A 12,577-nucleotide genomic window follows, 5' to 3' on the forward strand; every position below is an offset into this window, starting at 1 on the left:
AGCTCCCAAACGGCGCAAAATTTCGCGCCTTCTCCCCTAGTCGAAGTGCCTACAAAATTCTCCATCTGGCAATTTTGCCAAATCCAATTTTTTGAGATTGACTCTCAACCCTAAAATTGGAGATTTGTCACAGTATTGTCAGGAGAAACACCATGAGCCTTGCCCAGTCATTAAGAGACGGAACTTCCGAATCTCATACCATCGCGGAAAACAACGCATTCATTCGCTGCTTTATGAAAGGTGTATTGGAGCCCAAAAGTTACGCCAAACATTTGGAATCTTTCTATTTCGTGTATGCTGCAATGGAAGAAGAGTTGGAAAATAAAAAAGACCATCCAATCGTCGGAAAGATCAGATTCCCGGAATTATATAGAAAAGCGCAGATCGAAAAGGACCTGGCACATTTTTTCCAACCTGGACATTCTCCTAAAACCACACCAGCAACCGAAGCTTACGTAAAACATATTAGAGAAATCGCAAATACTTCTCCGGAACTATTGGTAGCTCACAGTTATGTTCGATACTTGGGAGATCTTTCCGGCGGACAGATCTTAAAAAGAGTAGCCGCTAAAGCTTTAGGGATAGAAGGAACATCGGGTCTGGATTTTTACGAATTCCCTGAAATTTCTAGTCCGAAAGATTTTAAGGATAAATATAGAAACGCCTTAGATTCTCTTTCTTTGTCCGACTCTGAAAAACAGAAGATCGTACAAGAGGCAAACCAAGTTTTCAAATTGAACGGTAAAATTTTTGACGAGTTGGAAGAAACTCTGGTCTCCTCTATTGGCAAAGCCAAATTCGAAGAAGTTTTAGCAAGTCCTGCGAGGCACTGATTTTTGTTAAAAGTATCTGCTAAAAAAGGATCCTCCTCCTTGGGAGTGGATACTTTTCCATGGATCACATTATCCTTCATCTTTTTGGCTATGCTTCCGGTTACGATGATTGTGCCGGTATATAAAGAAATTATAAAAGATAGATTGGGTGGAACCGGATACGGAGTAGCCTGGTTCCAAAGTTCCGCGATGCTTGGCTCTTTTTTATTTTCCCCTTTAGCGGGATGGCTATCGGATAAACTAGGGACTAGAAAAAAATTAATCGGAACTTTTGCTATATTGGATGCACTCTTATTAGCCCTTCTCCCGTTTATGCCAAATATCTCTTCACTTTTTGTTTTGAGATTTTTGGAGGGAGGGGCTCATATTTTTGTAATAGGTTTGCTTCTCACCTGTATTTCCGATCGCGAAAAAGACCAAACATCTAGTTTTTATAATAAAGGAATTTTATTCGGATTAGGAGGAACACTTCTCACATTAGGAGGAGGTGTAGGCCAATCTCTTGGATTTTTAGGGAATAAAAACCCTATTCTCCCCTTCTTCGTGGGCGGTTTCATTCTTTTGATTTTAGGAATTTTTTCCTTCTTCTTTATAGAAGAAGGAAATCTGAAAAAATTAGAATGGGAAGGTTGGCAAAAAACAAAAACTGCCCTATCACTTTCCCCCTTATTACTCGTTCCGATCGCATTCCATTTTGTAGATCGGTTCACTGTAGGATATTTTTTAAGCTCCTTAAATTTGCATTTGAGGGAGCACCTCGGATTTTCCCCAGGACAAGTCGGAGGACTTTTCGGAGTCATGTTTCTATTGATGAGTGTGTTATCGCTTCCTGCTGCACTTCTTTCCAGAAGATGGAATTCTATCTCTTTGGTTTGGATCGGTTCTTTCATTTATGGGATTTCCCAAGCAAGCACAGGTTTTTTGAACACTTCTGCCGGATTGTATTTGTCCATGATCGCTTGTGGGATAGGTGCTGGGATCATGTATGTTCCTGCGATGAGACTTGCTTCTTCTCTTGCACCCGACGGCTTTAACGCAGTGGTCATGACTGTATTTACCGGACTCGGTTCCTTGGGATTTCTTTTGGGACCTCTGGTTTCCGTTTCCGTCCAAGACAGATTCAGTCACATATACGACAAAACTGCGAGCCTGGAATTCACAGGGATTTTGTATGGTGCCTTGGAAGTTTTCCTAGTCTTAAGCACCCTTCCCCTATTATCTAAAATTTTAGAAAAAGAAAAAAGACTTGATTAATACGACCAATCGGTCGCATTAATTTCGTATGAGAATTAGTGCAGAATCGGCCAAGGAGAAGAGGCATACTCTTATTCTGAAAGGGATCGATCGTTTTCGTAAGTTCGGATATTCCGCAACAGGTATCCAAGAAATCTCGGATGAGGCCAAAATCCCAAAGGCCTCCTTTTATAATTATTTTCCTACCAAGCAGGATTTTGCTTCTGAAGCCTTGGAATATTATTCTGAAAATGCAATCTTATGGAATGAGCAAATCCTTCAAAAAACGAAAGAGGATCCGATCTCTTCTCTTTTAAATCTATATAAGGAAAGGATCAAGTTGGAGGAAAAACTCCTAAAAAAAGGTGTTTCCTGTCTTGTCAATGTATTCGGTCAGGAGCTGGGACATTCTGAAACTTCTCTCCAAACACCACTCAAAAACTATTTCGATTCTGCTCTAGAACAACTAGTAGCTGTCATCCAGAAAGCAAGATCATTCAAAAAACTGAATATTCCTGGCTCTGATAGCGAATTTGCTTTGTTTCTGGAATCCTCTTGGAGAGGCGCTCTTCTTGTAGGTAGAGCGATCGGTTCTTTAGAGCCGGTAGAGAACTTTTATAAAATTCTAATACAAATTTTAAACCCTAAGGATTAAAACATGGAAACTGCGGGAACACAAAAGATCAGAGAAGGTCATAAACATTCTTTGAACGTAAGATGGGATGAGTTAGATGCGAACAGACATGTGAATAATAAGAACTATCAGGGTTATTTAGATGAGGCCAGAATGAGAGCCATGAGAGATTGGGGAGCTCCTATGGAAGAATTTGCTGACAAAGGTTTTGGTCCTGTGATCTTAAATTTGAATCTAAAATTTGTAAAAGAGATCTCTTATCCGGAAGAAATCACCATCGAATCGGATCTGGTTTTAACTTCTCCCACAAGAGCTGTATTTGAACAAAAAATACTTTTGTCAAACGGCAAAGTTGCCTGCCAAGCAAGCACAGAGTGGACTTTATTAGATCTGAACAGAAAACGTCCTGCGAAATTTTTAGAAGTTCTTTCCGTAGTTTAGCTCTATGGGTCAGTCATACAGAGTGAAGCGAGTAGAGGAAATTTAACTATATTAAACTAATTTAATAATAATACCGAATCCCCTTCCAAAACAATGTCGATTTAGGATTTAAGTTTGCCATAACGGTAGATTCATCCAAGATAACGAACGAAATGGAGGCAGTAGAAATTGAAACAGAAATTATCCCATTCTTCCAACCGATCCTATCCGTTGAAGACGGACGAATTTTTGCTCACGAAGTTTTAGCACGTAAAAAGAGTATTGATGGTATCGTTTCTGCTGGTTATTTATTCTCCGCGGAGACAGGTCTTTCCGATTCTGAATTGGGAGAATTGGAAGAAGGTCTCTGGAGAAAAGCATTAGAAAAACTTAAAATTCATCCGGACCAATCCAAATTATTCCTGAATATTTCTCCAAATCGTCTTTATAGGGAATTGGAGAATGAAAGGATAGATTCTTTTAGATTATTACGTTTAACCAGAGAGTATGGGATAGAACCGACCCGTATTATTTTAGAGGTTACTGAAGAGGAATTTTCCGGAAGCCTGGATTCCTTAAGAATAGCAGTGGACCTTCTCCGCGCATATGGATTTAAAATCGCATTGGACGATTTAGGATCGGAGGCCTCAGGGATAGAAAGAGTGGGACTTCTCCGCCCTGACTTTTTAAAATTAGACCTCAGATTGATCAGAGCTTCTTCTCGTTCTCCTTCGGTCAGAAAAGTATTGGAACATATTCGCGATATCGCCTTCTCCTTAGGCGCTTCCGTTTTGTATGAAGGTTTAGAAACCCAAGAAGAATTGTATTTTGCATTAGAAGGCGGAGCAAGATTTCTACAGGGATTTTTGCTCTTGAAACCTGGAGCAGAACTTTCCACCGGCAAGGAGCCTTCTTTATCCATCAAAGAAATGGTGAAATTTTTTCATCAGAAAAAAATGGAAGCTCTTCGCCAAGAGCTGAATTTCGAAAATAAGATCAGACTGACTTTAGGGGAGCTTCTGAATCCTTTCCCTGTATTAAAAATAGCTAATAGATATATGATTGACGCTTATACTGTTTTCCAATCTTCCAAAGAGATCCATAGGGTCTATATCACCGATTCTAAAGGAACTCAATTGTCTCCCTACTATATGAGGACAGGAGAGGATTCTTTTAGGGAAACAAGTCATGGGATCGGTAAAAATTGGTCTTACCTTCCGTATTTCTATAGGCAGCTTAGAGATTCTATGAGAAAGCCAGATGATTGGGGAATGAGCGAGCGTTACTTCGATAGCGACGCAGTAAAGGATTTGATCGTTTTTAGCAGAGAAGTAGAATCCGGTGCCTATGTGTTTTTGGACGTGACCGCCCCTCGACTGTATTAAACAACGGTTTCAATGAGCGGTATTGAAAACCAAATCCTACAAGATATCTATAGGGCGTCTTCCGAAGGAGGATTTCTTACGATGAGGGATTTGGAACTGAACACTTCTCTATCCGAATGGAAGCTGAGACCTCACCTAGAAGATCTGAAAGAGGCCAGCCTGATCGTGGAGCACCCAGAAGGATTCCAGGTTGCTCCTAAAGGCAAACATTTTTATCAAAGCAATTGGGGTTAATTCGGAACTTCCAATTCTTCTTCGACCGCCGAAACTTCTTCTTTTTTTCCCTGGGTCCTGTTCAATATGATCACAGACGAGATCGCGAACACTCCGCCGAGTAATGTACTTAATTTAGGCTCTTCTCCCAAAAAGATCCAACTTCCTAAGAGTGCTGTCACAGGCACGAGGAAGATAAAAGAACTCGCGGTTCTTGATCCCAATCTACTGGAAGCATAAAAATACACTGTGGTACCAAAGGTTGTGGATATTACGGAAAGATAAAGTAGTTGGACCCAAAAATTCCAATCATTGTCCATTACTCCGCCTAGATCGTAAGGAAATGCGAGAAATAGATCTAAGATCGTTCCGATGCTGAATACATAAAAGCTGTACACCATCGGAGACATTCTTTGTCCAGTGCTATGACTATTCATACTTAGAATTGCCCAACTAAACGCACAAAGAAGAAAGTAAACGTTCCCTGATTGGAATAAGAGTGTCCAATCTCCTTCCCAAATTTTTAAGAGAAAGAATCCACCGGTTAATCCTATGAACAAACCTACAAATTCTTTTCCGGAAGGAAGTTTTTTCTGGAAGGTATGGACTAAGATATAAGTAAAGATCGGATTCATTGTGGTGACTAATACCCCACCTGCTCCGGCTAGTCCTTGCTTAAGCCCCAATAAGAAAAACTGATTGTATATGGTGTATAAGACAGCGCCTATTGCAACTTGTAGTAATCCTTTTTTGTCCGGTAAGGCAATTGATTCCTTTCTTATGATGAGGATCGGGACCAGTGAAATTGCGGTCGCTAAGAATCTCCAGAATACGATCACGATTGGAGGTTCTGTGCCCACAATCGATTTTGCAGAAGGCCAAGCGAATCCCCAACTCACCATGGCAATCACGAGTAGGATAAAGAATTTTATAGATTGATTTTGGAACATCCCTAGTTCTGCCTCATTACCAGTTTTTTTCTTCTCCTCTTGAAGAGGAGTATAATAAAAAACCCGGCCTTAGTGCCGGGTTTCCTTTCGACTTTTAGTCTGTATCTGAATGATCATGCATTTAGATCGATTAGATAACCCCTGCGAGTAATTTGATCGTCGGTATTTACGCCTACCTTGGCGAGACTCTTCGGCGCTGTCACAACAGACTCCATGTTGCTGAGAGGATGAAGACGATCCGGCATATTACGGATGGTGAATTCGGATTGTGAGAATTGTTGGGCAGCTCGGTTATTACTTCCGGCTGCATTGATTTCTTGTAACATAACTGCGAATCCTATTTTTACAAAATTTAGACTATTCGGCAAGTTTTGTAAAGAAAGAAATTTCGGGAAAGAATGACCACTTTAGCCGTGATTGCAGGAACTCCTACAGAGCCTCGCCTTCCCAGCGTGGGTAAACCATTTCTTCTTCCTCTTGAGGAACGGAAGAACCGGCCTCGTCCTCGAGTAAGGTGAATCCTCTTGGCTCCCCTATGAATTCAGGGAAATATTCGAAGAATAATTTACCCGCGATAATCCTTTTGGCGGCAGGATAATTTTGTCGGAATGTATCTGAAAAATCCAACTCAGGTAATTGGTGGAATTGGATCCTGTCTTCAAAATTGATAAAGTCCTGTTTGGAAAATCCAATATTTCGAGAAACAATCTCGTCCTTGAGTAAGATCCAATCCAATTTGAATCTCATTCGATATCCTTGGAATGCGGAAGATCTTTGGATCAAATTTACGATCCTCATCAAAGGATATTCCATATTGTAATATGGCGTAAGATAGACCATCAGGTATCTTTGAGAAAAACCAAGAGGTTCCCAAACATTTTCTGGAGAAATATTATTATCACCGTCGAATCTTAACTCTTCTAACATAGAGTGAAGAGCCGGAGCGTTCTTTTTTTCGGTATAGAATTCCTGGATGGCGATCTCTCCGAATTCTCCGTAATAAAGCCATTTATATAGATCTTGGATCTCTGCCAAAGGATGAGCTCGCAAGAATCTATTCAGACTCTCGATCTTCTCTTCTCTAGTGCGGTTTTCGTCTATCTCCTTGTGAATCATAAAAACCTTAAGGAAGATTTTTAAATCCGGTCACTTCCTAATTCAAGCCTAAAACGAACCCTCGGAAATTTTAGAAATAGTTTATTCTTGGTCTTTAGAATACTTCTCTTTATCGGAAGCGAATTCCTGCCCTTTGATCAATCGGATCAAATTGGTCCTATGAAGTACCAAGATCGTAAAACTGATACATACGATCGCCCAAAAGATAGGAGTGTTAAAACTTTTACCGTCTATCAAAGAAAGTATATAGTAGGAAATAGGAAGAGTGATGGCTCCTCCTATGGAACCGATGGACACAAACCCGAAGATCTTTTTCAAACTTAAGAATACCATCAATGTGACGAGTATCGGTCCGGGAGCGAGTACTGCAAATACGCCGAAGCTTGTGGCCACTCCCTTCCCCCCTTTAAACTTTAAGAAGGGAGAGAACATATGACCGAGAACTGCAGCCACTCCGCAGATCAATGCCAAAAGTTCATTAGATTCTCCGAATAAGATCCGGATCAAAAGCGGAAAGATCGCACCTTTAAAAATATCCAAAAGCAGGACGGGCAAACCGATTTTCCAACCAAGCAATCTTGTCACATTGGTTGCTCCGATATTGCCGCTTCCTTTTTGTCGAATATCGATCCCCTTATACTTTGCAGCTAAAAATCCGAAAGGAACAGAACCCAAGAGAAAAGAAGCAGGCGGGAAAACGATATACAGCTCGTTCATTTTCGATCGGACCTCAATTCCAAACGGATGGGAATGCCCTTTAGATTATACTTTTCGGTCAGCTTCTTCTTAATGAATGTTAATAGGTTGGATTTGAAATAATCGATATGGTTCACGAATAAGATCAAATGGAACGGAGAAACGGAAACTTGTGTACAATACAACATCTTAGGAGGTTTATTAGCGGAGAAGGACCTACCCGCTTCCGCCATCCATGCCCTAAGAGACTGATTCAATTCGGAAGTGGAGATCTTTTTCTTAGAGCGAGATGCCAGATCTATGGTCATCTCCATCATCTTATGGATCCTCTGCTTTTCCTTAGCGCTTAAGGTGATGATCTGTATTTCTTTTAGAAGAGGAAATCTGGAATACAAACGTTCTTGGTAGTTTTTAAAGGAATCATTATCCTTATCTTCTATAGCGTCCCATTTGTTTACGGCGAGTAGGAAAGGTTTTCCTTCTTCTTGGAGCATTCCTACGATCTTTTTGTCGAATTCTCCGAAACCTTTAAGTGCGTCCAAAAGATGGATGACCACATCCGAATTCTCGATTGTCCTTTTTGTTCTTTGGTAAGAATAAAATTCCAAAGCTTCTGCCTTATCCGATTTTCTTCGGATACCTGCAGTGTCTGTGATACGGATCTTTTTACCTTCGAAGGTAACTGTTGTATCTACAGAGTCTCTGGTAGTTCCCGCAACCTCGCTCACAACCGCTCTATCATATCCGCAAAGGGCATTTAATAAACTGGATTTTCCGGCGTTCGGTTTTCCTACGATGGCGAGGCTGAAATCTTCCGTAGGAGTAGTCTCTCCTTCTTCGGAGGTTTGGTTCTTTCGTTTTGCGTTTGGAAGTAAGAATGCGATCTTTTCCAAAAGAAGCGGAAGGTTCCTTCTACCTATCGCGGAAATCGGTAGGATCTCCGACAAGCCCATCTTATAAAAAGAATCTAGGTCCTCTTCATCTTCAGGATGATCCACTTTGTTAACGCAGTATAACGCAGGGATCTGGTTTAGCTCAGGATCTTTTCTGAATTTATCGATGAGCCTGGAATCGTAAGAAGTAACTTCTTTTAGATCCAAAAGAAAAACTACTAGGTCGGATTCTGCAACTTGTCTGAAAGCGTTCTCGAGAACTGCTTCTTCCAGACCTTCAGGTCTTTCTATGTCTAGACCGGGAGTATCGGCGAGGATAAAGTCCAGGCCCTTCTCCGGATTTAAAACCCTGGCACGAAGAACGTCTCGGGTTACGCCAGGATAATCTTCTGTGATCGCTAATTTCTTTTTCAGAAGCGCGTTGAATAACGTGGACTTACCAACATTCTGGCGTCCTACGATACTTATTATCGGAACTCTTTTTTTGGAGGACATTTAAGAGTAATTCTTGGCCTTCATCGCTCTCGCGATTTCCAGTTTTGCGTCGCTTTTTTTCATATCTTCCCGTTTGTCGTAGAGTTTTTTAGGTTTTCCTAATGCTAGCTCTACCTTAGCCCAACGGTTGTCTTTAAAATATACTTTAGTCGCGACGAGCACCAATCCCTTTTCTTTGATCTGTTTATCTAACTTATCTATCTCTTTTCTATTCAGCAGAAGTTTACGAGGTCTAATATCCGGATGATTTGCATATCCTCCGTTTTTGTATGGATTGATGGAAAAACCATCCAGGTAAACTTCTCCGTTCTTTATCTTTGCAAATGCATCTGTAAGGTTTGCTTTTTTTTCTCGGAGACTTTTGACTTCAGATCCGGATAATACAATCCCCGCTTCGATGAATGAGATCAACTCGAAGTTAAACTTGGCTTTTTTATTTACCAGAGGTTGAGGGCTGTTGTCTTTTTCCTTTTTCGTGGCCATAGTTCCCAGGCGCGGGTTTTACCCGCGTTTACCGTTATCGGGAAGAATGGTGAGTCAGGATCAATCTTCCCAGTTCTGCTCCGATCAAATTCGGCATATTATAAAAGTTTTCGGAAGTGATTTGGATAGAATCCGGAAATAAATGCTCCGCAATATATCTGCGCCCCAATCCCACACCCAAAAACACGTAATTTTTATTCGAATGTTTTAGGATCTCAGCCTTAAGGCGTTTATTGTCCCGGGACTGGATCTCCTGTTCGATCTCCGTTTTGCCCCTTTGTCCCCTAAAGTCCGAAATCATTACCAGTATTTTCGTCTGTGCCTCCGGGGAAAAGTAGGATTCTATCTGTTCCAAGAGCTGGTATTCTTCAATCGCGTCCCCTTGCCAGTCGGAACGGAGGGAATCGAACATTTCTTCTTCCTTTTTGGAATCGAAGTATTCGTCCATTCGTTTCACTTGGACTAGGTCGATCCTGTCTTTTCGGTTCATTCTATCCGAATAAGCCGTTACGGAGAAGTTTACATCATGTTCATCCAGAATATGAGCGCTGGAAAGCATGGCCGATAATGTAGCCACAGAATATTCGAAGTTAAAGATCCTACGGGACTTGGAAACTAAGAAGGCGACTTCTACACCTTTCAGTTTTTCTTCGTCTTTATCTATGGTTGTCTTATCGAATACTTTAGAGTCCCCTTTTCCGGATAGAAAAGAAATATATTTTCTGGTGTCGATACGAGAACCTTCGCTTCGATACATCCGGTTGATATCAATCTCCGGATCAAAAAGTCTTTCGAGGTTCAGTTCCACTTCTTCCAAACTGCGTCCGAAAACTTCCTTAAATTCTTTGATGCTGGTTTGGATGGTGTATTCCCAAAGTATTCTACGTTTTGCTAAGAATGCTTTGTATAATTCTTCAGTGCGATAACCCCAGGCTCCGCCTCCGCCTGCAGGCTCACCTTGGCCCATGTTTCCTCTGGTCTCTTGTCCGTACCAGGCGTCGGGCCCTTCTTTTCTTTGGCCGCCTGTTTCGGGTGTATTGATCTCCAGGCCTTCCCTTAATTCTCTTCCTGAATTTTTGAGTTCTGCCTTTCCGGTGATAGGTTCCCTTTTATGTAATTCCGGATCCCACCAACGTTTCTTTTCGATTTCGGTAGAAGGGGTCAGAGTTTTTTTTTTCTTATCCTCCAAGGTTTGGAAGAAGTCCGATACGATCTCGATACCTGATAAGGAGAATTCTAAAATTCTCTCCAATTCTTTTCTTTCTCCAGGATCGGAAACCTGATTGGTGTATGCTATCCTTCCGCCTCGAACTGCGATCTCTCTAAGTCCATCTTTTCCAAGAGACTCTTCGGCATAACGCAGGATATGGTCCTTCCATTGTAAAAGATTAGAAAGTCCGAATGTATAAGGCATCAAATTCGCAGAACCGATCGTTCTCTTTTTAGAAAGATCCTTAATTTTAGTATGAAACTCCGCCATTTTAGAAACAAGGTCACCTTCTGGCAGATAAAAGTTTAGGATCTCTTGTAATGTTGCATTGTCTTCCAGTTCAGGGAATAGTACAGAAGTGAACCTGTTACGGAATGCTCTGGAGATCGTAGGAGTAGATTTAGTTTTTCTGAATAATTTCAACGCGAATATGCGAGAGTCTTCCTTCAAAGAAAGAGGTTTATCTTCTGAACTTTCCGGAGGAAGAACGAGTGCCCTAGCATCATCCGTAAGCATATTCAATTTTTCTACTAGTTCTGCGCCTGCTGCTTCTAGGTTTGTGATCAGGATATTCCCGCCTTCTCTAATCCCTTTTGTAAGAGGACCGTCTACCCAACCTACTTGGGAACCTACGATCGGTTTTAAGGCGCCTATGATATCCGCAGTATGGATCCCTTTACAAAGATGTACAGCTTCCAAAGGAACTCCGCTGATCTCCGTAAATAATGGTAGAATCAGCTGAGGATCTTGCTCTTCAGAATATTCTATCAGAACATTTTCTTTGAATTGAACTGCTGAGTAGACCTTCTCCGCAAACTCCCTTAGTTTTAAAGGCATTGGAATGGAAGAAAGTATCTCTTTTGCCGTTTTTTCGTTGGTTATATGGATTTCCTTATCGTTGCAGAATAAGGAGCTCTTATGCACTTCGAATTTGGGCTCTGGAAGATTCGGCTTGGATTTTAATCCAGTTTCTTTAAGTAGAAGTTCAATTTGGGAATTCCGGTCTTCTTCCTTACGGAATGGCTCTACGTAAAAATTCCAAAGTTCTCTGAATCTAAGCTCTGGCTGGTCCGCCTTTAAAGCTAAGATACGATTGCAAAGTTTTTTAAGATTCCGGATATTGAAGTGATATTTTTCAAGATCACCTTTTCCTAATGTACCTGAAACAACTTTGGACTCTGTCTCCAAGGAAACACGGATACAAGATTTAAGAATATCTGCGTTCATGTTCGGATACAATTTTCCTAATATGAACAAAATTTCGTCCGGAGTATGCGGATCTATAAATACGGTAGAGTAATATCTAGTAATATCGAAAGGAAGAGGTTTACGTCCCTCGAATCCTTCCGAAGGATTTTGAGTTCCTATAAAATTAAAACCTTCTGCACCATGGATACGAGATCCATCACCTTCGATCAGTTCCAAATAGTTGGATTCATACACAGTAGAAAAACGTTTGATGATATGAGGTGGACAAAGGTTCATCTCGTCCGCCACAAAACTTGCCCCGCTTCTGACCGCTGAAGTTAAGGGACCATCTCCCCAAGCGAAACCTTTTCCATCCAGAAGCAATCGATAAGAACCGATCAGATCTTCCGGAAGTGTGTCCTCATTAAAACTGAATCTTGCAGTAGGATGATTTCTTTTAAAATTGATATAGTAGATGAGTGCGTTCTTACCAACCCCGGCATCACCTACAAGAAGCACTGGACGAGATTCCAGAAGAGGATACAGAATATTTTGCAAATTCCGGATTGTGGAATCTGTTTCCACCAGATCGGAACCTAATGAGCCGGAGTTATTTCCTAATTTAGACTTAGGTACTTTGATGCCGGCGATTGAAATTGTATCCATGTCCCCAAGATCCGGAAAGTGGAATTCCGAGGCAATCTCATTTCGGTATTTCGGAGAACGATTGGTTGGGAACTCCAACTTTCAGCCTTGCGCACCGACGGAAAATTTCTAGCTTCAAGACTAATTTCGGTTTGTTCGTCAAACGGGTTTCACATTAGCGTA

Annotated in this window: 13 protein-coding genes; 6 read left to right on the forward strand and 7 right to left on the reverse strand. The window is 41.2% G+C overall.

The genetic code is table 11. The annotated features are described in order from the left end of the window. Nucleotides 1-152 precede the first annotated feature (152 nt). From LPTSP_RS05345 to LPTSP_RS05370, 6 genes are all read left to right on the forward strand, one after another. Nucleotides 153-833: a biliverdin-producing heme oxygenase gene (locus LPTSP_RS05345; protein WP_108927770.1), complete on the forward strand. Its 681-nt coding sequence runs from the start codon at nucleotides 153-155 to the stop codon at nucleotides 831-833. Between the two features lie 3 nt (nucleotides 834-836). Beyond that, complete coding sequence (locus LPTSP_RS05350) at nucleotides 837-2,087, forward strand: MFS transporter (protein ID WP_108927771.1); 1,251 nt, start codon at nucleotides 837-839, stop codon at nucleotides 2,085-2,087. 28 nt (nucleotides 2,088-2,115) lie between these two features. Next, on the forward strand, nucleotides 2,116-2,721 hold the full coding sequence (locus LPTSP_RS05355; RefSeq protein ID WP_108927772.1) for a TetR/AcrR family transcriptional regulator: 606 nt from the start codon (nucleotides 2,116-2,118) through the stop codon (nucleotides 2,719-2,721). Nucleotides 2,722-2,724: 3 nt separating this feature from the next. Beyond that, the gene (locus LPTSP_RS05360; RefSeq protein WP_108927773.1) at nucleotides 2,725-3,141 is read left to right on the forward strand and encodes an acyl-CoA thioesterase; all 417 of its coding nucleotides are present in this window, start codon (nucleotides 2,725-2,727) and stop codon (nucleotides 3,139-3,141) included. Between the two features lie 152 nt (nucleotides 3,142-3,293). Next, on the forward strand, nucleotides 3,294-4,505 hold the full coding sequence (locus tag LPTSP_RS05365; protein ID WP_108927774.1) for an EAL domain-containing protein: 1,212 nt from the start codon (nucleotides 3,294-3,296) through the stop codon (nucleotides 4,503-4,505). Nucleotides 4,506-4,517: 12 nt separating this feature from the next. Then, nucleotides 4,518-4,739, forward strand: coding sequence for a hypothetical protein (locus LPTSP_RS05370; protein ID WP_108927775.1), 222 nt, complete (start codon nucleotides 4,518-4,520; stop codon nucleotides 4,737-4,739). Here LPTSP_RS05370 and LPTSP_RS05375 read toward each other — a convergent pair. The 7 genes from LPTSP_RS05375 to LPTSP_RS05405 all read right to left on the reverse strand — a co-directional run bounded on the left by LPTSP_RS05375 (nucleotide 4,736) and on the right by LPTSP_RS05405 (nucleotide 12,415). Then, nucleotides 4,736-5,668 (reverse strand): DMT family transporter, encoded by a 933-nt coding sequence (locus LPTSP_RS05375; protein ID WP_108927776.1) that lies wholly within the window; start codon nucleotides 5,666-5,668, stop codon nucleotides 4,736-4,738. The genes LPTSP_RS05370 and LPTSP_RS05375 overlap by 4 nt on opposite strands. Nucleotides 5,669-5,781: 113 nt before the next feature. Further along, nucleotides 5,782-5,994: a hypothetical protein gene (locus tag LPTSP_RS05380; RefSeq protein ID WP_108927832.1), complete on the reverse strand. Its 213-nt coding sequence runs from the start codon at nucleotides 5,992-5,994 to the stop codon at nucleotides 5,782-5,784. A 103-nt stretch (nucleotides 5,995-6,097) separates the two neighbouring features. Further along, a complete protein-coding gene (locus tag LPTSP_RS05385; protein ID WP_108927777.1) occupies nucleotides 6,098-6,784 on the reverse strand; it encodes a hypothetical protein in 687 nt (228 codons plus the stop codon). 81 nt (nucleotides 6,785-6,865) lie between these two features. Beyond that, nucleotides 6,866-7,501, reverse strand: a complete 636-nt coding sequence (gene plsY, locus LPTSP_RS05390; RefSeq protein ID WP_174704427.1) for a glycerol-3-phosphate 1-O-acyltransferase PlsY — start codon at nucleotides 7,499-7,501, stop codon at nucleotides 6,866-6,868. Continuing rightward, nucleotides 7,498-8,868, reverse strand: a complete 1,371-nt coding sequence (der, locus tag LPTSP_RS05395; RefSeq protein ID WP_108927778.1) for a ribosome biogenesis GTPase Der — start codon at nucleotides 8,866-8,868, stop codon at nucleotides 7,498-7,500. Before der ends, plsY begins: the two co-directional genes overlap by 4 nt. Beyond that, on the reverse strand, nucleotides 8,869-9,351 hold the full coding sequence (gene smpB / locus LPTSP_RS05400) for an SsrA-binding protein (RefSeq protein WP_108927779.1): 483 nt from the start codon (nucleotides 9,349-9,351) through the stop codon (nucleotides 8,869-8,871). It abuts the gene before it with no gap. 34 nt (nucleotides 9,352-9,385) lie between these two features. Next, a complete protein-coding gene (locus tag LPTSP_RS05405; RefSeq protein ID WP_108927834.1) occupies nucleotides 9,386-12,415 on the reverse strand; it encodes a vWA domain-containing protein in 3,030 nt (1,009 codons plus the stop codon). Nucleotides 12,416-12,577: the final 162 nt, after the last annotated feature.

The sequence above is a fragment of the Leptospira johnsonii genome (genome assembly GCF_003112675.1).
GTDB classification, from domain to species: domain Bacteria; phylum Spirochaetota; class Leptospiria; order Leptospirales; family Leptospiraceae; genus Leptospira_B; species Leptospira_B johnsonii.

Coding starts and splice junctions, on each gene's coding strand:
- LPTSP_RS05380 (WP_108927832.1), bottom strand. CDS start 5,994: ATGTTACAAGAAATCAATGCAGCCGGAAGTAATAACCGAGCTGCCCAA.
- smpB (WP_108927779.1), bottom strand. CDS start 9,351: ATGGCCACGAAAAAGGAAAAAGACAACAGCCCTCAACCTCTGGTAAAT.
- der (WP_108927778.1), bottom strand. CDS start 8,868: ATGTCCTCCAAAAAAAGAGTTCCGATAATAAGTATCGTAGGACGCCAG.
- LPTSP_RS05360 (WP_108927773.1), top strand. CDS start 2,725: ATGGAAACTGCGGGAACACAAAAGATCAGAGAAGGTCATAAACATTCT.
- LPTSP_RS05345 (WP_108927770.1), top strand. CDS start 153: ATGAGCCTTGCCCAGTCATTAAGAGACGGAACTTCCGAATCTCATACC.
- LPTSP_RS05385 (WP_108927777.1), bottom strand. CDS start 6,784: ATGATTCACAAGGAGATAGACGAAAACCGCACTAGAGAAGAGAAGATC.
- LPTSP_RS05375 (WP_108927776.1), bottom strand. CDS start 5,668: ATGTTCCAAAATCAATCTATAAAATTCTTTATCCTACTCGTGATTGCC.
- LPTSP_RS05365 (WP_108927774.1), top strand. CDS start 3,294: ATGGAGGCAGTAGAAATTGAAACAGAAATTATCCCATTCTTCCAACCG.
- plsY (WP_174704427.1), bottom strand. CDS start 7,501: ATGAACGAGCTGTATATCGTTTTCCCGCCTGCTTCTTTTCTCTTGGGT.
- LPTSP_RS05355 (WP_108927772.1), top strand. CDS start 2,116: ATGAGAATTAGTGCAGAATCGGCCAAGGAGAAGAGGCATACTCTTATT.
- LPTSP_RS05370 (WP_108927775.1), top strand. CDS start 4,518: ATGAGCGGTATTGAAAACCAAATCCTACAAGATATCTATAGGGCGTCT.
- LPTSP_RS05405 (WP_108927834.1), bottom strand. CDS start 12,415: ATGGATACAATTTCAATCGCCGGCATCAAAGTACCTAAGTCTAAATTA.